Annotated in this window: 25 protein-coding genes and 2 pseudogenes; 14 read left to right on the top strand and 13 right to left on the bottom strand. The window is 39.9% G+C overall.

Annotated features, from left to right (window positions below; translation table 11 throughout):
• Positions 1-243: 243 nt before the first annotated feature.
• The 4 genes and pseudogenes from JCM9140_RS10815 to fabL form a co-directional block, all read right to left on the bottom strand.
• A pseudogene (locus JCM9140_RS10815) lies at positions 244-1988 on the bottom strand (ABC transporter ATP-binding protein).
• Between the two features lie 86 nt (positions 1989-2074).
• The gene (gene ntdP, locus JCM9140_RS10810; protein WP_034745971.1) at positions 2075-2602 is read right to left on the bottom strand and encodes a nucleoside tri-diphosphate phosphatase; all 528 of its coding nucleotides are present in this window, start codon (positions 2600-2602) and stop codon (positions 2075-2077) included.
• A 252-nt stretch (positions 2603-2854) separates the two neighbouring features.
• Positions 2855-3028: a gamma-type small acid-soluble spore protein gene (locus JCM9140_RS10805; protein ID WP_034745968.1), complete on the bottom strand. Its 174-nt coding sequence runs from the start codon at positions 3026-3028 to the stop codon at positions 2855-2857.
• A 70-nt stretch (positions 3029-3098) separates the two neighbouring features.
• Positions 3099-3847: pseudogene (gene fabL / locus JCM9140_RS10800) on the bottom strand (enoyl-[acyl-carrier-protein] reductase FabL).
• 99 nt (positions 3848-3946) lie between these two features.
• Between fabL and yfhS the strand changes: the two are divergent.
• From yfhS to JCM9140_RS10785, 3 genes are all read left to right on the top strand, one after another.
• Positions 3947-4168: a mother cell protein YfhS gene (yfhS, locus tag JCM9140_RS10795; RefSeq protein WP_034745966.1), complete on the top strand. Its 222-nt coding sequence runs from the start codon at positions 3947-3949 to the stop codon at positions 4166-4168.
• 267 nt (positions 4169-4435) lie between these two features.
• Positions 4436-5404 (top strand): NADPH:quinone reductase, encoded by a 969-nt coding sequence (locus JCM9140_RS10790; protein WP_034745963.1) that lies wholly within the window; start codon positions 4436-4438, stop codon positions 5402-5404.
• Positions 5405-5536: 132 nt separating this feature from the next.
• Complete coding sequence (locus JCM9140_RS10785; protein ID WP_034745961.1) at positions 5537-5872, top strand: hypothetical protein; 336 nt, start codon at positions 5537-5539, stop codon at positions 5870-5872.
• A gap of 486 nt (positions 5873-6358) precedes the next feature.
• On the opposite strand, the gene JCM9140_RS10780 is transcribed toward JCM9140_RS10785, so the two are convergent.
• Genes JCM9140_RS10780 through JCM9140_RS10770 form a run of 3 tightly spaced genes read right to left on the bottom strand, consistent with a single transcriptional unit; the run spans position 6359 to position 8525 of the window.
• The gene (locus tag JCM9140_RS10780; RefSeq protein WP_034745958.1) at positions 6359-7120 is read right to left on the bottom strand and encodes an SDR family NAD(P)-dependent oxidoreductase; all 762 of its coding nucleotides are present in this window, start codon (positions 7118-7120) and stop codon (positions 6359-6361) included.
• 11 nt (positions 7121-7131) lie between these two features.
• On the bottom strand, positions 7132-8214 hold the full coding sequence (gene mutY / locus JCM9140_RS10775) for an A/G-specific adenine glycosylase (protein ID WP_235715324.1): 1083 nt from the start codon (positions 8212-8214) through the stop codon (positions 7132-7134).
• The gene (locus JCM9140_RS10770) at positions 8211-8525 is read right to left on the bottom strand and encodes a hypothetical protein (RefSeq protein ID WP_034745955.1); all 315 of its coding nucleotides are present in this window, start codon (positions 8523-8525) and stop codon (positions 8211-8213) included. Before JCM9140_RS10770 ends, mutY begins: the two co-directional genes overlap by 4 nt.
• A gap of 89 nt (positions 8526-8614) precedes the next feature.
• Here JCM9140_RS10770 and JCM9140_RS10765 point away from each other — a divergent pair, with 89 nt between their 5' ends.
• Positions 8615-9601, top strand: a complete 987-nt coding sequence (locus tag JCM9140_RS10765; protein ID WP_034745952.1) for a metal-dependent hydrolase — start codon at positions 8615-8617, stop codon at positions 9599-9601.
• Between the two features lie 43 nt (positions 9602-9644).
• On the opposite strand, the gene JCM9140_RS10760 is transcribed toward JCM9140_RS10765, so the two are convergent.
• Entirely contained in the window at positions 9645-9914 is a 270-nt protein-coding gene (locus JCM9140_RS10760) for a YfhJ family protein (RefSeq protein WP_034745949.1), read from the bottom strand.
• A 93-nt stretch (positions 9915-10007) separates the two neighbouring features.
• Here JCM9140_RS10760 and sspK point away from each other — a divergent pair, with 93 nt between their 5' ends.
• Complete coding sequence (sspK, locus tag JCM9140_RS23165; RefSeq protein WP_081727661.1) at positions 10008-10166, top strand: small acid-soluble spore protein K; 159 nt, start codon at positions 10008-10010, stop codon at positions 10164-10166.
• Positions 10167-10216: 50 nt separating this feature from the next.
• A complete protein-coding gene (locus JCM9140_RS23160) occupies positions 10217-10381 on the top strand; it encodes a YpzG family protein (RefSeq protein ID WP_081727660.1) in 165 nt (54 codons plus the stop codon).
• 55 nt (positions 10382-10436) lie between these two features.
• Here JCM9140_RS23160 and JCM9140_RS10755 read toward each other — a convergent pair whose 3' ends face one another.
• The 3 genes from JCM9140_RS10755 to recX form a co-directional block, all read right to left on the bottom strand.
• Positions 10437-10745 carry a YfhH family protein gene (locus JCM9140_RS10755; protein ID WP_034745946.1) on the bottom strand — a complete coding sequence of 103 codons (309 nt, stop codon included), beginning with the start codon at positions 10743-10745 and terminating at the stop codon, positions 10437-10439.
• 72 nt (positions 10746-10817) lie between these two features.
• Positions 10818-12479, bottom strand: coding sequence for an L-lactate permease (locus tag JCM9140_RS10750; protein ID WP_052002201.1), 1662 nt, complete (start codon positions 12477-12479; stop codon positions 10818-10820).
• 268 nt (positions 12480-12747) lie between these two features.
• Positions 12748-13566: a recombination regulator RecX gene (gene recX, locus JCM9140_RS10745; RefSeq protein WP_034745943.1), complete on the bottom strand. Its 819-nt coding sequence runs from the start codon at positions 13564-13566 to the stop codon at positions 12748-12750.
• Positions 13567-13657: 91 nt separating this feature from the next.
• Between recX and JCM9140_RS10740 the strand changes: the two genes are divergently transcribed.
• The 7 genes from JCM9140_RS10740 to JCM9140_RS10715 all read left to right on the top strand — a co-directional run bounded on the left by JCM9140_RS10740 (position 13658) and on the right by JCM9140_RS10715 (position 19970).
• The gene (locus tag JCM9140_RS10740; protein ID WP_034745940.1) at positions 13658-14569 is read left to right on the top strand and encodes a TIGR01777 family oxidoreductase; all 912 of its coding nucleotides are present in this window, start codon (positions 13658-13660) and stop codon (positions 14567-14569) included.
• Between the two features lie 322 nt (positions 14570-14891).
• Positions 14892-15443: a GNAT family N-acetyltransferase gene (locus tag JCM9140_RS10735; RefSeq protein WP_034746008.1), complete on the top strand. Its 552-nt coding sequence runs from the start codon at positions 14892-14894 to the stop codon at positions 15441-15443.
• A 67-nt stretch (positions 15444-15510) separates the two neighbouring features.
• Positions 15511-15630: a YfhE family protein gene (locus tag JCM9140_RS23155; protein ID WP_081727659.1), complete on the top strand. Its 120-nt coding sequence runs from the start codon at positions 15511-15513 to the stop codon at positions 15628-15630.
• 323 nt (positions 15631-15953) lie between these two features.
• Positions 15954-16460, top strand: a complete 507-nt coding sequence (gene ectA / locus JCM9140_RS10730) for a diaminobutyrate acetyltransferase (protein ID WP_034745938.1) — start codon at positions 15954-15956, stop codon at positions 16458-16460.
• Between the two features lie 80 nt (positions 16461-16540).
• Positions 16541-17824 carry a diaminobutyrate--2-oxoglutarate transaminase gene (gene ectB, locus JCM9140_RS10725; RefSeq protein WP_034745935.1) on the top strand — a complete coding sequence of 428 codons (1284 nt, stop codon included), beginning with the start codon at positions 16541-16543 and terminating at the stop codon, positions 17822-17824.
• Between the two features lie 75 nt (positions 17825-17899).
• Positions 17900-18292, top strand: a complete 393-nt coding sequence (locus JCM9140_RS10720) for an ectoine synthase (RefSeq protein ID WP_034745932.1) — start codon at positions 17900-17902, stop codon at positions 18290-18292.
• 448 nt (positions 18293-18740) lie between these two features.
• On the top strand, positions 18741-19970 hold the full coding sequence (locus JCM9140_RS10715) for an ATP-binding protein (protein ID WP_034745929.1): 1230 nt from the start codon (positions 18741-18743) through the stop codon (positions 19968-19970).
• A 68-nt stretch (positions 19971-20038) separates the two neighbouring features.
• On the opposite strand, the gene JCM9140_RS10710 is transcribed toward JCM9140_RS10715, so the two are convergent.
• A complete protein-coding gene (locus JCM9140_RS10710; protein ID WP_034745926.1) occupies positions 20039-20998 on the bottom strand; it encodes a 2-hydroxyacid dehydrogenase in 960 nt (319 codons plus the stop codon).
• A 12-nt stretch (positions 20999-21010) separates the two neighbouring features.
• Positions 21011-21307 carry a hypothetical protein gene (locus tag JCM9140_RS10705; protein WP_034745923.1) on the bottom strand — a complete coding sequence of 99 codons (297 nt, stop codon included), beginning with the start codon at positions 21305-21307 and terminating at the stop codon, positions 21011-21013.
• Between the two features lie 367 nt (positions 21308-21674).
• On the opposite strand from JCM9140_RS10705, the gene JCM9140_RS10700 reads away from it, so the two are divergent.
• Positions 21675-21917, top strand: a complete 243-nt coding sequence (locus JCM9140_RS10700) for a hypothetical protein (RefSeq protein ID WP_034745920.1) — start codon at positions 21675-21677, stop codon at positions 21915-21917.
• Positions 21918-21949: the final 32 nt, after the last annotated feature.

Below are 21949 nucleotides of genomic sequence, written 5' to 3'. Positions count from 1 at the left end.
GAGCCTTTCTTCTTTTTATATATGGGCGGACACCAGTTCCGTTATTTCATCCAAAACCCGCATTTTGAAGGGGTTGGCGGTCACAGAATCCGCTATTTGCAAAAATTTAGTATAAATAACCCCTCCAAACATGAAATAGCGGAACCTAAGTCCTCAAACACTGCAAAATCGCTGTTTTTGTCACAAATAACGGAACGTGAGTCCACTTGAACTGGGTCAAGGAACCTGTCCCCATGACCCACTTTAATGAAGCTGCTGGACATCAAATAGTTTTTTATAACTTCCATTTCGTTTCATCAATTCATCGTGGTGGCCCACTTCGACAATCTCGCCATTTTCAATCACTACAATTCGGTCTGCATGTGTGATCGTTGATAGACGATGCGCGACGATAAACGTCGTTCGATCTTTTGCAAGTACTTCAAGCGCTTCTTGGATGTAATGCTCACTTTCTAAATCAAGCGCAGACGTTGCTTCATCAAAGATTAAGATTGGTGGGTTTTTCAAAAAGACTCGAGCAATTGCCACACGCTGCTTTTGTCCTCCTGATAGCTTCACTCCTCTTTCGCCAACTTCCGTGTCATATCCTTTTGGAAGAGCCTCGATAAATTCGTGCGCATTCGCTGCTTTGGCTGCTGCGACGACTTCCTCATCACTCGCACCAGGTCGACCCATTAAAATGTTTTCTTTAACAGAATCACTAAACAAAATATTGTCTTGAAGCACCATTCCAATATTGTCACGTAAGCTCCGCACTCCATAATGTTTAATGTTCACACCATCTAACAAAATTTCACCCGATGTCACGTCATAAAAACGAGGAATCAAACTAATGAGGGTACTTTTTCCACCACCACTCATTCCAACGAACGCAATTGTCTCTCCTTGTTTCACATCAAGCTGCAAATTTTTAAGCGCTGCTTTCTCTTCATCATCGTAATGAAACGTCACATTTTTAAATTCGATATGACCTTTTGCTCGACCTAAAAACTTTGCATTCGGCTCATCTTGGATATCATATTTTTCATCAATAAACTCAAATACCGGTCCATTGAGGCAATCGACTGGGTTAACGTCGTCGATGAGTTCACAAGTCGTCGTAACGGTCCGTAAAGACGCTCCATATACAGCACAAACGCCGTCATCGCCCCGACTTCAAGAGTTCCATTAATGACAAAATAACCCGCAACAAAAATAACGAGAAGTGGAGCAATATCAGTAATCGTATTGACTACCGCAAAGGTTTTCGCATTCCACTTCGTATGATCAAGCGCTCTATTTAAAAAGTGACTATTACGCTTGCTAAATTGCTTTTGCTCATGATCCTCAAGGGCAAAGCTTCGAATCACACTCATTCCTTGGACTCGTTCATGCAAATGTCCTTGTACCTCCGCTAAAGCCTGTGACCTCACTCTTGTTAGATGTCTAAGCCTCGCATAAAAATACTTCACGGAAAAGCCGTAAAATGGAAACATTGAAATGGCAACGAGCGTTAACCAAACATTTAAGTTCAGCATAATAATAATCGCAATCACAATCGTAATCAGGTCAAGCCAAATGTTCATAAGACCAGTCATCACAAAATTCTTCGTTTGTTCTACATCATGAATCACACGAGAAATAATTTCTCCAACTTTTCGATTTGAATAAAAACGCAAACTCAATTTTTGAATATGGGTAAACAATTGATCACGAATGTCATATAACACTTTGTTTCCAATCCACTGTGCAAAATATTGACGATAATATTCAATAGGTGGCCTGAGCACGACAAAAATGACAAACATCACAGCCATAATTTTTAGTAACAGTGATGTTTTTTCGTCCTGCGTCATCGCCTCTGCAAAAATAATATCGTCAATGACATACATCATCACAAGCGGCATTAACAATGGGATACCAAATTTTAATATCCCAATGAAAATCGTAACGAATATCTCTTTCCAATACGGCTTGACGAATGCCATATAGCGTTTCATGCTATTCAGCTTCGTCACCCCCTCTTTTTTCTAAGAAAAGGCCTGACCTCCGAGAGCCATTCTTGCTTGCTACTCCGTTAAGTCAGACCCTTGCTTTAACGATATTGTAAAAATCTCTCATACCAGTTTTCAACAAATTGTGGTGCGAATGGCCCTTTTCTTTGGTGAATCCATGAGATTAATTCATCGACACTTCGTTGAAGAATCGCATCAACTGCAGGCGGATAATTCATAATCTTCCGGTGCAAATCATATTCATCTTCATCTAAGAGCTTAAAGGTCATATCTGGGAACACCTTTATATCGAGGTCATAATCAATATACTTTAATGCTTCCTCATCCCAAGTAAAAGGTGACCCAAGGTTGCAATAGTAATAAATACCATCTGATCGAATCATACCGATTGTGTTAAACCATTGTTCGGAATCAAAATAACATATTGCTGGCTCTCGCGTTCTCCAATTCCTTCCATCCGATTCCTTCACTAGAATACGGTCATTCCCTCCAATTACAACCTTTGACGTCCCTTTAAGCACAATTGTTTCTTCCCAAATGCGATGAATCAATCCATTATGCTTATAGCTATGGATCTCAATATTGCTTCCTACTTTGGGAAAGTTCATATTTAGCTCCCTTCCTTGCATATTTCGGACGTCAGTAGTGGTAGAGTAGCTTTCCTTTTCCGCTTTCTACTCTATTTTCTACTAGCAAAAACTAAGTTACTCACATCAATTGCTTCATTCTTCTCTATTATAACGTTTTGTTACTTAATTTGAAATGCTAACGAATAACGATTTTTATGATCTACCTATATGTATAAAAAACAAGCACCCTTTGGACGTTATGCCAAAGGGTGCTTTGTTTAAAAAACGCAATTATTTAGAAGAGTTTTGTTGCTTGCGCGCTGCTGATTGAGCGTTTTGCTGACGTACTTCTTGAACGTCAGTTTCGCTAGCAAATTCCGTGTCTTGACCTTGAGCAGAAGCTTGGTTTTGACGACGTACTTCTTGAGCGTTTGTCTTAGACGCTTGTTGTTGTTGTCTATCCATGTGTATCACCTCCACGACATTAAGATGTCCGGGGATGAAATCCTTTATGCAACTAAAACATAATTTATTTTTACGTCAAAAGAGAAATGCCTCCATCAACTATGATTGTTTGTCCACGAATCATTTGTGCTTCTTTTGATAATAAAAATAATACCGTGTTAGCCAAATCTTCCGCTTCAACAATTCGGCCAGCTGGCGTTCGATTAGCCGCATCTGCTAACAATTCATCACGATTCGGGAAATGAGTTAACGCATCTGTATCTACCGCTCCACCAGATACAGCATTCACAACGATACCTTTTTCAGCCAATTCAACGGCTAAATAACGAGTTAACGCTTCAACCGCTGCTTTTGAAACTCCGACCGTTGTGTAATTTTTCAAATAACGGATTGACCTAACGAGCTTAAGCTAACAATATGGCCTCCTCCATTTTTCTCCATGCGCTTCGCCGCTTCTTGCGCACAAAAAAGAAGTGCCTTGCTATTAATATCCATCGTCCAATCCCAATGGCTTTCTTCTAATTCCATCAAAGGACGCAATACTCCTGATGCCGCATTATTTACCAATATATCTAATCTTCCAAATTCTTCATCAATCTTTTGAAACAGTTCCTCAATTTTATCTTTCTTCCCTACATTCGCTTTAACAACAAGCGCTTTTTGACCAATCGCCTCAATCTCTTTTGCCACTTCTAATGCTGCTGTTTTGCTTCTAGCATAGTTAATCACAATATTATACCCGCGCTCCGCCAATTTTAATGCGATCAATCGGCCAATGCCTCGGCTACTTCCTGTTACAAGAGCTACTTTTTGTTCCATCGTTCAACCTCCAATATTTTCATATGTCACCCATTATACCGTATAGGGCTTCAATCGAACAGGAACACTAAGCACATCACACCGTAAGGAGGAACCACTATGTATGTTGGAAGAGATATGACTGAACTTTCGATGATGTCGAAGAATCAATGGACGGATAAAGAATTGGCTTTTTTCCACCATGGCTTGCAACAAATGACACCATACCTGAACGCAGAAGGCGCTAGCATCCACCGTGAAATCATCCGCGAAATCGAATCCCGAGGCGGACTTCACCAAGAAGCAACGTGGACTCAAGGGACAAAACCTCATTATGATTAAACAGTACTTTTTTTTAAAAACCGCACAGAGCTTAGTTTCTGTGCGGTTTTCTTGATGAAGCACTTTTAACCGGCTCATCGGTTTCATTTGGACCTTCATCAGCTCTATGAATGCCTTTCACTCCGTTCCTCCAATCCATTCGGGCCTTCATCAGCTCTATGAGTCCTTTTCCCCCTGTTCCTTCCCTCACCGCAATACTTTTTGATAGGAATATTCAGATTTTTACTATAAAATAAAGAAAGAATAGGTTACAAAGGAGAGATAAAAATGAAAGCGGTTGTATATGAACAATATGGAGATCCAACTGTATTAACAGTAAAAGAAGTCGATCAACCATCCATTCAAAGTAATGAAGTGTTAATTCAAGTAAAAGCAAGCGGCATTAATCCAGTTGATACATATTTCCGAAAAGGCATACGCCAAGTTGATTCTTTTCCTCACATTCCTCATTTTGATGTGGCAGGGGAAGTCGTTGAAGTCGGTACAGATGTGACAAACCTTCAAGTAGGTGATCGTGTTTGGGCAACAAATGCAAAAGGAGCCTCCGCCGAATATGTTGCGGTATCTGCAGATTTGGTGTTCCCTTTAGCTGAGAATGCGACATTTGAAGACGGTGCAGCCATTGCGATGCCATACATGACAGCCTACCTTTCTTTATTTAATCGAGGTCAATTAAAAGAAAACGAAGCTGTTCTTGTGTACGGAGGTGCTGGTGCTGTTGGGCATGCAGCCATTCAACTCGCCAAAAAAGCTGGCGCATTCGTGATTGCAACCGCAAGCAACCAAGTAAAAGCAGACATTGCGAAAAAAGCTGGTGCTGACGAAGTGATTGTGTACAAAACAGACGACCTCGTCACAAAAGTAAAAGAACTAACGAATCATGCTGGTGTCTCTCTTATTTTAGATATGTCTTTTAGTGAGAATATGGAAGCCGACTTAGAGGTTCTTGCATTAGGCGGTCGCATTATTACAATTGGATCTCCTGTTGATAACACGCCTCCCCTTATGTGGAGACAACTGAATATGAAGCACGCATCGTTGATTGGTGTTCTTCTTTTTACGGCTCCAAAAAACGAGCTGATTCAAGCAGGTCAACACATTTCAACAGAATTAAAAAATGGTACACTTACATCTCACATTGGAAAAGTCTTTTCCTACACAGAAGCTGCCAAAGCTCATGAGACTTTAGAGAAAAAAGAGTACTCCGGACGCATCATTTTAGATCATTCAAATTAAAAACATCTCGTAAAAGGACTGACGAATTCGTTAGTCCTTTTTCATGTTTCTTGGAATTATGGGAACGATAAATAACAAACTAAACAAACGTTTGATCTAAACAAGCGTTTGATTAGAAAGGAGATTGTAACGATGGAAAAAGAATTGTACTACGTTAATCTAAATCCAATTAGCATGGATGCGATCAGCCCGATCAAAGTCGATGATGGCCAATTAATTGAGTATGAAATTGCAGCCACTCCGACAGAGAAAAAAGCGTTAGAAGATTTACTTCACGAAGTTCAATCTCACGACCTTGAACTTGGAAACCTCATTACATTCCGTCATTTTGACGATGAAGTAGTCGATGAAGACAGAAATGAATACCAAAGAGGATTAAACGATGTATATGAGGAACTGTATCGCTTAGGAACGCCTGAAACGAAGGAAAAAATAAAAGAGATTCACATGATTAATGATGATCAGTAATAAATCGAACAAAATAGGTACTTAATAAGCACCGCTCCGGACATACACTTCGCTTTCCGCGGGCGGCTGGTGAGCCTCCTCGTGCTACCGCACCGGAGGGGTCTCACCCCTGCCTTCCTCCTGTAGGAGTCTACGTGTATGTTACGCTAGTAAGAGGACATCTCCTTTATTACTTTTCACCGCCAATATTGATTGTGCATTTCAGAAAAATCCGAACGATTCGTTTGAATCATTCGGATTTTATTTCACTAAACTTATTGTCCAGCATTTTTTGAAAGACTGGTTTCGAAAGGGATAGTTGCTATATAAAAGTTTTCCTCCTAGTGAAATGAAGCGAAAGTCACTCGACTCCTGCGGCGAGACCCCACAGGCGTAAGCGAGGAGGCTCGGCACCTCCCCGCGGAAAGCGAGTGGCTGTAGCGCAATGGAACGAACATGGGAAAAAACATGTTACCCCAAAAACAACAAAAAAAAGGAAAACACCCTTTAAAAATTCGACCTTGATTGTCCACCATCCACGTTAATCGTAGCCCCTACTACCCAGCTCGCTTTCTCAGACGCTAAAAACGTAACAACGTTGGCCACTTCTTCCGCTGATCCGAACCGGCCAGCTGGAATTTCATCTTTCACAAATTGCTTGATTTTCTCTGGATTTTCTTCAAGTCTTCGCTGCCAATTTCCAGAAGGATGTAAAATCGAACCAGGAGCAACTCCATTTACCCTAATTCCGTCTTGAATGACTTCATCTGCTAATGATTTGGTGAAACTAATCATCGCGGCTTTTGCACTATTGTACGTAACTTTTCCGCCTGATTCCCTTCCAAAAATAGAAGAAATGTTAATAATGCTTCCTGAGCTTTTTTCTTTTAGATACGGAAGAACGAGTTTACTAAAATGCACTGCAGAGAAGTAATTTAAATCAAACGCTTGTTGAAACAAGGCTAAGTCGGTTTCAGCTGTTGTTGAGCCGTTGCTTCCACCAACGTTATTCACAAGAACATCAATGGTTCCATAAGCTTCTACGACGTTGTTTACAACACGTTCACGTTCAGCTTCATTTGTTAAATCCGCCTCAATTGCTAGAACGTCTCCTTGTAGATTTCCTTTGGCCTCTTCAAGAGCTTCTTTTCCGCGTGCCACAATCGCCACTTTCGCTCCCTCTTCTACAAAAGCTGAAGCAATCGCCAGGCCAATTCCTTTTGAGCCCCCTGTTACGAGAACCACTTTATTTTCTAGTTGCAAATCCATATTACATCCCCCTACAACAATGATTTCTGAATTATTTTTTGGTGAGATACAGGGAAGGCATATTTCTCGATATCCGTTACTTCAATCCACTTTCTAGTCGCTTGTCCTCCTGTAGGTCTACCACTTACCGTCGCTTCATAAACAGCAATATTCCAGATCAAGTGCGAAAATACATGCTCCACGTGTTGGACTTGTTCGCCGATTTGAAACGAAGTCTCATATTCTTGAGAAAATTGCTCCTCTAATGACTGTTCTTCTGAAATTTCTATATTCGGAAACTGCCACAGTCTTGCTAACAGCCCTGTTTCTGGCCGCTTTTCAATCAAGACTTCCCCTGCTTCATTTCGGACGATAAGGGCAGCCATGTGTTTCAATGATTGTTTCTTCTTTTTTGACTTAATTGGCAGTTCGTTTTGTTTTCCTGTATCATAAGCCCGGCAAAATTCTCTTACTGGGCAAAGCAAACAACCTGGTGATGTTGGAGTACAAATCAAGGCTCCAAGCTCCATTAGACCTTGATTAAACGAAGACGGGTCTTCTTTTGAAACCAAATCATACAAAATCGCTTCAAATATTTTCCGTGTGGATGGTTTGGCGATGTCTTCCTCTACCAGGAGCACACGCGATAACACCCTCATCACATTTCCATCTACAGCTGGTTCTGGTTTTCCATAAGCGATGCTTAACACTGCTCCTGCTGTATACGGACCAACCCCTTTTAACGATGAAATATCTTTTCGATTATCCGGGACCACTCCACCATAATGCTCGACCACTTCGCGAACGGCAGTCTGCAGGTTTCGAACTCTAGAATAATACCCGAGCCCTTCCCACGCTTTTAAAATTTGATCTTCTTCTGCTTCTGCTAACGCTTCAAGTGTTGGAAATTGACGCATGAAAGCATTGTAATACGGAATAACGGTGTCTACCCTTGTTTGCTGTAGCATAATTTCCGATACCCACACACGGTATGGATCTTTTGACAGCCTCCAAGGCAAGTCACGTTGATTTTCTTTAAACCATGATACTAAATGATGTTGAAAGTCATTGATGTGAAAATCTTTTAGTTGCTCTTGTTCCAATGCTTTACTCACGATTCCTTTCTTTTAAACGCCCAACAATGAATTTTCTCAGCTCCCCCATCAATAAATGGAACGATTTTGCCAAATGTAGAGTGTTCTGCTGATCTGCGCATATTTTTTATCACTTCATAATGAGAAATGGTTGGAACCTCAAACATTTCCACATATAAATAAGGTTGATCCTCCTCACCAACAAACCATTGAATATTCGTTGCTTCATACTCTGGAAGGACTTCTATAATCTCTTTCATCGCTTGCTCATATTCATGAACCTGATTTTTATTCACTTTATATTCCATAAAAATCTGTAAAGGTTTCGTCATTTCTTCCAATCTCCCCTTTTTAAACAGTCTTTTTTCGGGTATAAATAAACTATATCATTTTTTCACGTGATTAGGAGGGATTACACTCGATGGATACTGGTACTCACGTCGTAATGGGCGTTGCTCTTGGAGGGTTGGCGACCTTGCAACCAGCAATTGCAAACGACCCATTGCTTCCTACATCGGTCATGATTGCGACGATCATCGGATCTCAAGCACCTGATTTCGATACGATTTTAAAACTCAGAAACAACGCCGTATACATACGTAACCATCGCGGAGTCACCCATTCTATTCCAGCCCTGTTTATTTGGCCGGTTTTGATTACGAGCGGTATTCTTTTGTTCACTCCAGAAACAAACTGGGCGATTATTTTACTTTGGTCTTTTATCGCCGTATTTTTGCATGTGTTCGTCGATATTTTTAATGCTTATGGCACTCAAGCACTAAAACCGTTCTCAAATAAATGGATTGCTTTAGGTATTATTAACATTTTTGACCCATTTATTTTCTTTAGTCATTTGGCTGCATTTGCGATTTGGGGGCTAGGGTTAGCCAGACCAGGCCCAACGATCTTAGTGTTGTATTTACTCTTAGTTGTCTATTATTTATGGCGTATTTCAGAAAAGAAACGTGTGGTCGCTCATGCAAAAACCTTGCATCCTGATGCCAGTCATGTGTTTGTCTCTCCAACGATCAGGTGGAACCAATGGCATGTGGTCATTCGGACACCAGACATCATGTATGTGACTGAATCAAGGAACCATGAATTTGAATACTTTGAACAGTATTCATTCGACCCAATTCCAGATATTCCTGTTATTAATGCAGCAAGAAAAGATCCAAATTTATCTGCCTTCTTATCTTTCTCCCCTTCTTACCGCTGGGAGATCGAAGACAAGGAAGGCGGTATGACGGAAGTCCGTTTCATTGATTTACGCTACCGAAGCAAAGGGCATTACCCTTTTGTGGCCATCGTTCAACTTGATCAAGACCTAAATGTGTTAAGTTCCTATACAGGTTGGGTCTTTAGCGAAGAAACGTTGCAGAAGAAATTAAACGTTATTACCGAATAAAAAGTAAGAGGCTGTCTTCCTTATAGGTAAGGAAGCAGCCTTTTTAATGATTCAAGTGACTATCATCTTTATTTAAATGCGAAAATTTTTCTTTTGTTGGGTTGTATTTATGCAAATGAGGGCCATATTGTGTAATCCACTTTTCAACGATTTTCTCCGTATGATCTTGGCCTTTATAAGACCATCCTCCCTTTGCTCTAGTCGTTTCAAAATCTTCCCACAAGCTTTCGACCCACGTTCTTGCTTGAGAAGCTGTAATGTTTTCATTTACGGCTAATAGCTGTTCTGTTAATTTTCTAAAGCGATCTTCCATGTTCTTTTCCTCCATTGTCAAAGTTTACGTCTTATATCTTATCTGTGTCTGCTCATAATAGTACTGAACACGTTGGAAAGGAGGGAAACGCCAATGCGAAACAAGGCTAAAGGCTTTCCAAACCATATTAAGTTCGAGGGGAATTCACCGAAGGACATTCGTCATAAAAACGAGTCCAAACGTGCAGATCTAAGCATTAATACGCGACCTAGAGAGCGTATGAGAAACAGTGATGGTGATACGAACAATTAATTGGGATAACTACCTTTTTTAAATCCAACGTTTTCTGGAGGTGCCTGACTATGGGTAAGAGGAGCATGAATTTCCAAGCTGGACAAGAATATAAAAGTCCATTTGATTCACCTCGTGCAAATGCGAAGCACGCTTCCAAACAAATCGGTGGGGAAACTCAAATGAGTCAAACCGATATTAAAGTTCGCTTACACAGAAAAGCCGAACAACGTTAATAATTTTTTTCAGGGCTGGGACATTGCATTGTGCTTTGTCTCAGCCCTCCTTGCTTTATGGTTGCAATAATGAAATCGGAATTCCTTCAAGATTCTTTTGGTCGTCTCGATAGCCCCAGGCAAAATACCCATTCATGTATGAAACTTTAAAAGTAGAGCCACCGTCTATTTCATATGTTTTCCCTGGCTCGATGTCATCTGGATTAAGCAAATAGGCTTTTGCGACAAGGACACGCCTTTCATAAACAGCAAATTCACTTGACATGCCTAACTGCTCAGCCTTCTTTGCTTTTTCATTTAAACGGGCTATTTCTGTACGAAGCTCATATTCTGTCATTTGACTAAATCGCTTTTGTTGTTCCATCCTTCTGTCTCCTCCCATTCTTCTTTCTTTATTATAGTGGAAAGAGACACCACAAACAAAAAATTCGATTAATTATAATAAGAAGGCCAGAATCATGCCAATGATACCAGAAAGCCCCGCATAATAAAGCATCGGAACCATGGTCATCCGAATGATTGCTCCTTCCTTCCCAACAAGTCCAACCACAGAGGCTGCTGCCACGACATTCACGACACAAATCATGTTCCCTGCATTTGCTCCAAGAACTTGTAAGCCAAGAATCAGCATGGGATCTAATCCGGTTTGATCGGCTACATTAAACTGAAACAACGAGAACATCATATTACTAAAGGTCGCACTACCTGAAATAAACGACCCTAATGCCCCAATAAATGGTGCAACTAGAGGCCAACTTTCACCTAAATAAGCAGATGCTTGGAACGCCAATTCAACTGGCATGCTTTCTAGGCCAGCGGCATTCACACCTGAATTAATAAAAATACGAACCATTGGAACAGCCGTAAATAACGTAATCGATGTCCCTATTAAAGCCTTACTGGATACTCCAAGCGCCATTTTAAATGTAGAAAATTTCATTTTGTGCAAAAAGAAAGTGATCGCTACAACGAATAAAAAGACTGTTCCAGGTAAATACAACGGTTGGAAATTGGCACTAATTTCGGTCCCTAATATGTTCTCCCAACCAACGATAAAACTTAACAACCAGCTTTTTAAAGGCAATACATCAAGACGAGTTAAAACAAGCACAATTCCTAGTAAAATATACGGGACCCACGCCGTAGCCAAATTCATCGTAACCGGCTTTTCAGTTCGATCAACGGCAATGCTTCCTAACCATTCTTTATTCCAACCTGATTCCTCCCCAAAATCCCAAGAATTCTCAGGCAAGAACCAACGTCTTTTCAATGCAAATAAAACAAACACCAAGCCCGACAAACCACCAATAATAGCAGGAAACTCTGGTCCGATTAGCGTCGCGACGATCAATGCCGGAACCGTAAAGCTCAGTCCAGCAAATAACGCGAATTTCCACATGACGAACCCCTCTTTCCAAGAGCGATTTTCACCAAAAAACCTTGTTAAAATGAGAATTAAGATGAGAGGCATAAGTGTCCCTACAATGACATCGATTTGCATCACTTGCGAAGACAATTGCCTTAAAAAGTCCGTCATCGAAAGCCCTTGAATATAACTCGCAGCGACCGGCGCTAAGTCAGCCCCCTCTTGAAGCCCTTGCTGAACCCCAACAATCACCGGCGTTCCAACAGCTCCAAACGAAACGGGACTACTATCCGCGATAAGTGCGAGCACAACTGCTGCAAGTGGTGGAAACCCTAATGCAACAAGTAAAGGAGCGGCAATCGCAGCTGGCGTTCCAAACCCTGCAGCCCCTTCAATAAAGGCTCCAAATAACCAAGCAATCAACACCACTTGGATCCGGCGATCATTGCTGATCCCAAGAAAACTGTTTCGAATTGTATTGATCGCTCCGCTTGCTTGTAACGTATTTAATAGAAGAATGGCACCAAAAACAATATATAAAATCGATAACCCAATTAATATTCCTTCGATGGAAGCTGCAGCTAATTGAATAAGTGGCACTTGCCAAAAAACATAAGCAATCACACCGGTCACCAGTAAACTAATCGGCATGGCCTTCATGGCTGGCATTCGTAAAACAACTAAAAAAAGCAAGACAGCTAAAATTGGTGTTAATGCAAGTATTGTAATCATCAGAACTCCCCATTTCTAAAGCTACTCTTAGTATTAGAATGATAATCTAATTCTATTATACACAAACTTTGTTCAATATTTCACAAAGTTTGTGTATAAAAATGGAGAATGATTCACGCCTACTTTGCTAAGGTGTTCTTCCCGTGATCGATCCATTGCGCTTCAGCCACTCGCACCCGCAAGGAGGCTCACCGGGCACCCGCGGAAAGCGGAGTGTCATTCCCCCGCGGCCGGTTACCCACTAACTTGTGTAAAAAAGGCTAGTGCCTCATTCCTCACTCTCGCCATTTTCGATGTAGTGTTCAATCAAATCCATCTGAAACCCTTTCTGATAGAGCTGCTGTTTAAGGCGTTGGGTAAATTCCCAGCCTGTATATTTCTTCTTCAGTTTTTGCCTTATTTTTTCCCCTTGAATCATAATGGCATCCCATTCTTCTTCGTTATCAGCTGTAAAGTCCACTTCATTCATCGCTTCTACAATTACTTGCCTGCTGTAGCCTTTTGTCATCAGTTGAGTGGAAAGTTTATTTTTAAATCCTGCCATTGACATCTTTGAAGTCTTTTTATTTTTTTGCTTTTCTACCCAGTTGATGATTTGTTCCTTTTGTGTGCCCTCCTCGAGTTGTGCGAGTGCTTGCTCAATCGTATCGTCACGCAGTCCTTTTTGCTTTAACTCTTGTTTTAGCTTAAGCGGTCCTCTCATAAGAGTTAGTTGCTTCGAACGTATGTAGGCCTGGGCAAACTCTTCATCATTAAGCAACTTCTCATTTATTAACTGTTTAATCACTTCTTCTATGTGCTGTGGCTCCTTCTCTTTCTTTACTAAATATTGACGCATTTCTTCTATAGAACGGATACGATAAGAAAGATAGTTAATAGCCAGGTTATACGTCTTCTTTTTTTCATCATCATTAATAAGTTGTATTAAAAAGTCTTCATCAATTTCAAGCCCTTTTTTCAAGCCATGTTTAAGTAAAAGGTCTTCATCGACACTAAGCGCATATTCAACTGACTGCCCCTTTGTTAAAAAAATATTGTATCGACTTTTGTTTTTTTGCTGAATTTGAATTTTAGCTATGATGGCCATTACTTGTTCACCCCTATAAACACTTTCATTTTTGCAAAACGATTGGGAACCAACGTAAACTGAAGATACTATCCAATTGGGAGGTCATGTTATGAATATTGTCATTGCAGGTGGGACTGGATTTATCGGTAAAAGACTAACAGATTTATTCGTACAAGAAGGTCATTCTGTTTTCATTTTAACAAGAAATGCCTCAAATAAACTAGAACAACCTTCGATTCAGTACGTTGAGTGGTTAAAAAGTGATGCCAAACCTGAACAGGAATTGCCACCAATTGATGCGATCGTAAATTTAGCTGGTGAATCCATTGGTTCAGGAAGATGGACAGCGAAAAGAAAAAAAGCGATTTTAGAAAGCCGAATTCAATCCACTCGTGCCATTGTGGATTTAATTTCAAAACTGCCAACGAAACCAAACGTACTCTTGAACGCCTCTGCTATTGGGTATTACGGAAATTCGAATCATCACACATTTACCGAAGAATCGGAACCAACAGAAGAAAACTTCCTCTCGAATGTAGTAAAGCAATGGGAAAAAGAAGCACAAGAAGCATCTCAATTTAGACTGAGGGTCGTTTACTGCCGACTCGGAGTCGTTTTAAGTGCAGAAGAAGGCGCGTTAACAAGAATGCTGCTTCCATACCGATTGTTTGCTGGTGGACCATTAGGCTCTGGAAACCAGTGGTTAAGCTGGATTCATATAGATGATGTTGTTCGGATGTTTCATTTTGCGCTTTTGCACCCTTCTATTTCTGGGGCTTTCAACCTTACATCGCCTTCACCAACTCAAATGAATGAGTTTGGCAAGACGTTAGGGTCTGTTTTAAAACGACCTCATTACCTTCCTGCCCCAAGTTTTGCTTTAAAAGCGTTACTTGGAGAGATGAGCACACTCGTTTTAGATGGTCAAAAAGTACTGCCCGAAAAAGCTATTTCACAAAACTATTCATACTTATTTCCTGCTTTACAACCTGCTTTACAAGACCTTCTGCAAAATAGATAAAAACTTAATATTTTGGGAGATTTTTTCACGAGAAATTTATAAAAAATAGGTATCTTTTTTCGAAAAAAACATTTAATATATAAAAGGATTCAAGAGTAAATGAACGAATTGTTATCATATCACAGTGTTTCATTAGTCTAAACACGCTAGAATCCCCTAAATCGCTTTATAGTCGATTATATAAGCATTGGGAAGGCAATTGGTGCGCCACCAGTAAGACTGGTTCTAGTGGGTTCGATTCCCACCCCGAATTTGATACGCAACATTATTAAATTCGAGGGTGGATGATTTCTGCCCTCATCCAAAAGGAGGGCTTTTTGTGATATTAAAAAAACGAGACGTCGCTGATTGTCATGCTTTGTTCGATTTGTTAGTGGACCCGGCCGTATTCCCCTATGTTCGTCAGAAGGCACATTCGTATGATGAGTTTGTGTTTCTTACAAAACAGACAATAGAAGCTGAAGAACGCGGCGAACTCATCTCTCGCACCATTATCGATGAGTGGGGCGCACCAATTGGAACGATTAATTTATTTGACATCACAAACCAAAGTGGGTTTTTAGGAACATGGATTGGCAAACCATACTTTGGCAGAGGCTACAACAAAGTGGCAAAAGACGCTTTTTTTGAAGAGCTATTTTTCTCCTGTGACATTCAAACGGTATTCATGAGAATTCGTAAAGAAAATGTCCGCTCATTTAAAGCTGCCGAAAAGCTACCTTATTGCACCCTCGCAAATGATTTCAGACGTGATGTATACGAACAAATAAATGCCCCTGTTGATATATACAACTTATTCCAAATAGAAAAAGATCAGTATCACCTTCATTTAATGAGAACTCATCAAGATGAATTAGAAGTAAAAGAAGCTTAATTAGAAAGATTAAGATTGTCCAATCAAGTCCATACTGATACTACCTTTACAGAAAGTGGTGGTCAGGATGGAAAGCAAAAAACGTAGAGCACAAGAAGAGCGTAGCACCTTACGAAAGGCACAAGAAGTTCGATATGGATCAGAGTTTCGTGCAGCAGACCGAGCAGCAAGTCGAAGCAAATCGTAATTTGTCCAAAAAAAGAGAAAAACGGCTTTTTATAGCTGATTTTCTCTTTTTTATTTTCTGAAAAAAAACCACAAACCTCGAAACCCCTGCTACATCAACCTTTTTTAAAGCGCCCGCGAGTCTGTCTATTTCAATTAGTTAGAAAACTTAACCATTCAGTAGCATTTTCAGCAATGAATGTTCCCACATACCTTAATCCGATCTAATCGTGGCTCACGCTAATTAATCCCATTTAAGCTTAGTTGCGTCGTTTCCAGACTACCCGTATGATTAAACAGTAAACAAAATTTGGATGCAAGGGGGATACCAACATTAAAAGTCAAATGGCTCCTGCTCCCATAAAAACAGGATCGGTTGAGTTTTTAAAACCTACTGTTGAAGACGGGGCAGCGATGTGGGAATTAGTTAATGAATCAACGCTCGACCAAAATTCAGCTTATAAATACATTATGATGTGTGAGTTTTTTGCTGAGACGTGTGTTGTCGCGAAAGAAAACGATCAAGTCGTTGGATTCGTCACTGCTTTTATTCCTCCCGAACGACAAGATGTTGTATTTGTTTGGCAGATTGGTGTTCATTCTTCTCAACGAGGAAAAGGGTTAGCTTCAAAATTACTTCATGAACTCGTACAACGTGAAGGTTGTAAAGAAGTAAAGTACGTTGAAGCAACTGTTACACCGTCAAATGAAGCATCACAGGCGTTATTTCGCCGCTTAGCTCGTAGTTTTGAAACTGAATGTGAAGTAAGTGATTGTTTCTCTGAGGATTTGTTTCCAGAAGAAGGACATGAAGAAGAACTTACTTTTCGTGTAGGTCCAATAAAAAACTAAGTAACACCTTATTAGCTAGGTTTAATGAAAAAATAAAAATACATTACCCAGTATAGGTATTATTAGGAGGAAAAAAGACGATGAGTCAAACAGATATGACGATTTTTGAGAAGCTTGAATCCGAGGTGCGTAGTTATTGCCGTAGCTTTCCAACTGTTTTCACTAAAGCAAAGGGATATAAAATGTGGGATGAAAAAGGAACAGAGTACATTGATTTCTTTTCAGGTGCAGGTGCTCTAAATTACGGTCATAATGATCCAACGATGAAAGCAAAGCTAGTCGATTATATCTTAAGTGATGGCATCACACATTCGCTTGATATGGCAACAGCTCCAAAAGCTGAGTTTTTAACAACATTTAACGAAGTCATTTTAAAACCAAGAAACCTTGATTATAAAGTCATGTTCCCAGGACCTACTGGAACAAATACGGTAGAAAGTGCTTTGAAATTGGCACGTAAAGTAACGGGACGTACAGATATTATTAGCTTCACAAATGGCTTCCATGGTATGACAATTGGTGCTTTATCCGTTACAGGTAACGCTTTTAAACGTAAAGGTGCTGGAATTCCATTACAAAATGTTGTAACAATGCCTTATGATAGCTTTGTTAACGACAACCTCGACACTCTGGAGTATCTCGAGCGTTTCCTAGAGGATGGAGGTAGCGGAGTTGAAATCCCTGCTGCAATGATCCTCGAGACAGTCCAAGGTGAAGGCGGTATTAATGCTGCAAGCTTCGAGTGGTTACAACGTGTAGAACAAATTTGTAAACGTTGGGGCATTCTGCTTATCGTCGATGATGTTCAAGCAGGTGTTGGTCGTACTGGAACATTCTTTAGTTTTGAAAAAGCTGGAATCAAACCGGATATCGTATGTATGTCTAAATCAATTGGTGGATATGGATTGCCACTAGCTATTACTCTAATTCGTCCTGAGTTAGATATTTGGGAACCAGGTGAGCACAATGGTACATTCCGTGGAAACAACCATGCATTTGTAACAGCAACGGCTGCCCTTTCTTATTGGGAAGATGCAAGCTTCGAAAAAGGCATTCAAGAGAAATCAGAGCGCATCTTTAGTTTCTTAGAAAGAATTGTTGCCGATTATCCTGAATTAAAAGGAGAAGCAAAAGGCCGCGGTTATATGGTCGGAATCTCATCTGAAATCGAAGGACTTTCTGGTCAAATCGCTGCTGAAGCCTTTGAGCGCGGTCTAATTATGGAAACATCTGGACCGAAAGATGAAGTATTCAAGCTCTTCCCTCCTCTCATTATTGATGATGAAGGATTGGAAAAAGGATTCAAGATTATTGAAGACAGCGTAAAAGCTGTTTTAGGATCGAAAGAATTAGTTACATCTTAAGCAAGAATATGAGGAACACCTATAAGGGGAGTAAACCTTACTCCCCTACATACTAATGAAAAGAGGTAATCAAGTATGAAAGTCGTAAAACTAAAAGATATCATAGGAACAGATCAAGAAGTAGATGGCGGGAATTGGATTAGCCGTCGTCTTGTGTTAAAAGACTCTGGTATGGGCTATTCCGTTCACGATACCATTATTAAAGCTGGTACAGAAACTCATATCTGGTATCAAAACCACCTTGAGTCTGTTTACTGCATCGAAGGCGAAGGTGAAGTAGAAACACTAGCAGACGGCAAAGTATGGCCAATCAAAAAAGATGAAATCTATGTATTAGATAAGCATGATGAGCATCTTCTTCGCGCAAGTGAAAAAGGCGACATGCGCATGGTATGCGTATTCAACCCTCCTATCACAGGAAGAGAAGTACACGACGAAAACGGCGTCTACCCTGTCGACGAAGACTAATAAGTGGGTCATGGGGACAGGTTCCTTGACCCAGTTTAGATAAGTCCACAATGTCCATATGAAATGGACGATCCGAATATAAACAAGAACCGCTATCTATCATGTTAGCGGTTCTTGTTTTTTTAGTGGACATGAGTTCCGCTATTTCATCTAAAACTGGCATTTTTATGGCTTTGGCGGACACAGAATCCGCTATTTTCAGAAATTAACTATAAAAACACCCTTAAAACACTAAATAGCGGAACCACAGTCCACTAACACCGCAAAATCGCTATTTTTGTCACAGATAACGGAACGTGAGTCCATTTGAGGTGGGTCAAGGAACCTGTCCCCATGACCCACAATTTTACATGTTTTGCAGGATAATCACGAAAAATAGCGAATTATATAAAAAAATAAAAAAACGAGGGATGGATGTGGGACAACTTTTTGATATTCAAGTCTTTTTATTAAACCTCACTTTTATCTTCCTTCTTTTTTTATATATCATAAATACATTGAAGGAAAGATTAATATTGTTTCAAACAACATCATGATCGGACTCATTTCTGCTATTTCAATTGTTTTATGTATGAGCTTTCCTTGGAACATTAGCCCAAATTTTATTTTTGATTTTAGGCAAGTTCCGTTTATTATTGGCATTTTATATGGCGGTCGAAAAGTAGGGCTCACCTTATTATTTGTTCTGCTTGGTTATCGGTATTTCCTTGGTTTAGGAGAAGGGTTTTATACGTCCATTATCATTTACCCCCTTATCTTCTTAGCGATTGCCTTTTTTAGTGCTCAATTTCGTTCTACAACTAATTTCTCTAGAAAAATGACCATCGCTATTGGAGCAAATGTTTTAAGTATTTTGTTACTCATTACAGTCGTTTCCTTTTTTAAAGTGAATCTTTCTGTTAGTGGTTGGGTAACATTGATCCTGTTTTACATTACCCAAGTCATCGTTATGTTTTTGTTTATTTATTTTATTGAGCGTGCCAAAGAAGAAAACTACATCCTTAGCGAACTAAATGAGCTTGAAAAGTTGAAAATGGTTAGTGATATGGCTGCGAGCATTTCTCATGAAGTGCGAAATCCTCTCACGGTCACAAAAGGATTTCTTCAACTCTTACAAGATCCTTCCATCCCTTTTGACAAAAAGGATTTTTATTTAAGGCTTTCATTAAATGAGCTTGAGCGAGCTGAAATTATCATTTCTGATTATTTAACCTTTGCCAAACCTTCACTTGAAAATGTTGTTGATTTAAATGTCGCAAAAGAGCTTGAATATGTGGTCAAAGTCGTGACCCCCTATGCAACCATGCGTAATGTCACAATCAATGTAAATACCTCTGAAAACGTTAAAGTGGCAGGGGAACGGCAAAAATTTCACCAATGCCTGATTAATTTAGCCAAAAATGGCATAGAGGCAATGCCCGAACAAGGTCAATTAACTTTAACCTTATCCGAAACTGAAACAGAAGCGGTGATCACGATTGAGGACACTGGGATCGGTATGTCAGAGGATCACCTAAAAAGATTAGCAACCCCCTATTATTCAACAAAAACAAGCGGAACGGGCCTTGGAACTATGGTTGTTTATAGCATTATAAAAGCAATGAATGGACAAATTCAGGTTGAAAGTAAGGAGAACGTTGGAACACGTTTTATCCTATCCATTCCTAAAGTAACATGAATGCAGGATAAAGAAGAGGTCATTCTAGAAGGCTGTTTTGACCTTCTAGAATGACCTCTTTCTACTCGCTACGCCTTTACTTCATGAACAAGTGGCTTATCTTCTAAACCATTCACTAAGTTCTCACAAGCCAACCGAGCCATTTCTAACCTTGTTTCAATCGCTGCACTTCCAATGTGAGGCAATGCCGTCACGTTTCTTAATCTCAATAAAGGATGACTAGATGAAATGGGCTCAGGGTCAAACACATCTAAGCCTGCCGCATAAATGTCCCCAGCTTCTAACGCATGGTATAACGCTTCTTCATCCACATTAGTTCCTCTAGATGTATTAATAAAAATTGCACTATTCTTCATTTTGGCAAACTGTTCTTTGCCCATCATTTTGTATGTATCTTTTGTTGAAGGTGCAAGCAAGACAACATAATCAGCTTGCGTTAACAAATCATCTAATTTACAATACGTCGCTCCGAGAGTTTCCTCAGCCTCTTTATTATGACTCCGATTGTGATAGAGAATATTCATCGAGAATCCTTTTGCTCGTCTAGCCACACCTAATCCGATTCTTCCCATGCCAATAATTCCAATGGTCTTTCCATATATTTCTTGTCCTGTTAAGAAAAACGGAGCCCAACTCTTCCACTCATCTTGTCTTAAAACGTCCATTCCTTCGACAATTCTTCTTCCTGTAGCCATCAAAAGAGCAAACGTTAAATCGGCTGTTGCTTCAGTTAACACACCAGGCGTATGTCCAATGACTATTCCCTTTTGTTTCGCTGTTTCTACATCAATGTTATCAAATCCTACAGCCATTGTACTTATGACCTTAAGGTTTGTCGCTTTTTCCAATAGCTCCGCATCAATTTGATCCGCTACATTTGTAAACAATCCATGTGCTTCTTCAATTTCGTGAAGGAGCCTTGCTCTTTCCATCGGTTCCCCTTCTTTTTCCCACATCACAACATCATATTTTGCTTGTAATGGTTCAATGACTTCATGAGGCAGCTTACACGTAATAACTATTTTCATCGTACTCTCCCCTTAATGAACAAATAATTGTTGAAATGATAGATCGTTCTTTTTCACGCCCAGCGTGGCGAGAAACTCATACACTTCCTTAAAACTAGAAACCGGATATTGAGTTTGGCAGATGTTCGATGCTAACTCCATATTTTTTATAAACCTCTCTTTTGAAGGCAACCCTTCCGTTAGCTCAATTAATACGTTCAATAGCTCCTGATCCTTTTCAAACGTGACATGTCCATCACTCTCATTGAAATAAACAATTAAAGGCACCTGCGTACTCGGGTGCACAATATGAGCTTTATAAAGGTTCATCTTTCCCCCTCCTTTTCTATGATCGAACACGACATGTACATAGTCTTTCGACAAAAATCATCGATCCCCTTCTATTATATACATGCCATTAAAATCATCGATTTAATAAATACAGTTAAAAAGGTTGTCTTTAGGTCAAAGCCTTTTGACAACCTTTTTTGTAACCATTAAGGCACCTCATGCCCCATGGAAGCACGAAGAATCTCAAACCACTGTTCAAGAGATAGTTTAAGCTCCTGCCTTGAATCGCTCTTTTGATTCTTTCTTTACAAAAACCCCTGTTTTAGCCTGTCTCTAAAAAAAGAAAGGCATGATTTGATTTGAACGTTAATAATCTTAATAAGAGCTAAGTAAAGGAGGTAGAATGATGTCTAACAGTCCCCTTAAGAGTCCTGGTTTAGCTGCCGTTCTTAGTGCCTTATGGTGTGGATTAGGGCAAATTTACAACGGCCAAATTGGTAAAGGCATTGCGTTCATGATTATTCAGTTTATTAATGCACTTTTAATGATTATCATTATTGGATTTATTACGTATCCCATTATGTGGATATGGGGAATGGTCGATGCATACCGGCAAGCGGAAGAACTTAATAGGCAATCGTCAAACTAGTTCCTTATCGTTTTTATAGAATGAGCAAAAGA

Source organism: Halalkalibacter wakoensis JCM 9140 (assembly GCF_000513095.1).
Classification (GTDB): domain Bacteria; phylum Bacillota; class Bacilli; order Bacillales; family Bacillaceae_D; genus Halalkalibacter; species Halalkalibacter wakoensis.
This window is presented reverse-complemented; position numbering and strand designations above follow the sequence as displayed.

Bases quoted from the DNA above. Each gene is read 5' to 3' on its own strand.
- ntdP (WP_034745971.1), bottom strand. From the start codon at position 2,602: ATGAACTTTCCCAAAGTAGGAAGCAATATTGAGATCCATAGCTATAAG.
- JCM9140_RS10805 (WP_034745968.1), bottom strand. From the start codon at position 3,028: ATGGATAGACAACAACAACAAGCGTCTAAGACAAACGCTCAAGAAGTA.
- yfhS (WP_034745966.1), top strand. From the start codon at position 3,947: ATGTATGTTGGAAGAGATATGACTGAACTTTCGATGATGTCGAAGAAT.
- JCM9140_RS10790 (WP_034745963.1), top strand. From the start codon at position 4,436: ATGAAAGCGGTTGTATATGAACAATATGGAGATCCAACTGTATTAACA.
- JCM9140_RS10785 (WP_034745961.1), top strand. From the start codon at position 5,537: ATGGAAAAAGAATTGTACTACGTTAATCTAAATCCAATTAGCATGGAT.
- JCM9140_RS10780 (WP_034745958.1), bottom strand. From the start codon at position 7,120: ATGGATTTGCAACTAGAAAATAAAGTGGTTCTCGTAACAGGGGGCTCA.
- JCM9140_RS10770 (WP_034745955.1), bottom strand. From the start codon at position 8,525: ATGACGAAACCTTTACAGATTTTTATGGAATATAAAGTGAATAAAAAT.
- JCM9140_RS10765 (WP_034745952.1), top strand. From the start codon at position 8,615: ATGGATACTGGTACTCACGTCGTAATGGGCGTTGCTCTTGGAGGGTTG.
- JCM9140_RS10760 (WP_034745949.1), bottom strand. From the start codon at position 9,914: ATGGAAGATCGCTTTAGAAAATTAACAGAACAGCTATTAGCCGTAAAT.
- sspK (WP_081727661.1), top strand. From the start codon at position 10,008: ATGCGAAACAAGGCTAAAGGCTTTCCAAACCATATTAAGTTCGAGGGG.
- JCM9140_RS23160 (WP_081727660.1), top strand. From the start codon at position 10,217: ATGGGTAAGAGGAGCATGAATTTCCAAGCTGGACAAGAATATAAAAGT.
- JCM9140_RS10755 (WP_034745946.1), bottom strand. From the start codon at position 10,745: ATGGAACAACAAAAGCGATTTAGTCAAATGACAGAATATGAGCTTCGT.
- JCM9140_RS10750 (WP_052002201.1), bottom strand. From the start codon at position 12,479: ATGATTACAATACTTGCATTAACACCAATTTTAGCTGTCTTGCTTTTT.
- recX (WP_034745943.1), bottom strand. From the start codon at position 13,566: ATGGCCATCATAGCTAAAATTCAAATTCAGCAAAAAAACAAAAGTCGA.
- JCM9140_RS10740 (WP_034745940.1), top strand. From the start codon at position 13,658: ATGAATATTGTCATTGCAGGTGGGACTGGATTTATCGGTAAAAGACTA.
- JCM9140_RS23155 (WP_081727659.1), top strand. From the start codon at position 15,511: ATGGAAAGCAAAAAACGTAGAGCACAAGAAGAGCGTAGCACCTTACGA.
- ectA (WP_034745938.1), top strand. From the start codon at position 15,954: ATGGCTCCTGCTCCCATAAAAACAGGATCGGTTGAGTTTTTAAAACCT.
- ectB (WP_034745935.1), top strand. From the start codon at position 16,541: ATGAGTCAAACAGATATGACGATTTTTGAGAAGCTTGAATCCGAGGTG.
- JCM9140_RS10720 (WP_034745932.1), top strand. From the start codon at position 17,900: ATGAAAGTCGTAAAACTAAAAGATATCATAGGAACAGATCAAGAAGTA.
- JCM9140_RS10710 (WP_034745926.1), bottom strand. From the start codon at position 20,998: ATGAAAATAGTTATTACGTGTAAGCTGCCTCATGAAGTCATTGAACCA.
- JCM9140_RS10705 (WP_034745923.1), bottom strand. From the start codon at position 21,307: ATGAACCTTTATAAAGCTCATATTGTGCACCCGAGTACGCAGGTGCCT.
- JCM9140_RS10700 (WP_034745920.1), top strand. From the start codon at position 21,675: ATGTCTAACAGTCCCCTTAAGAGTCCTGGTTTAGCTGCCGTTCTTAGT.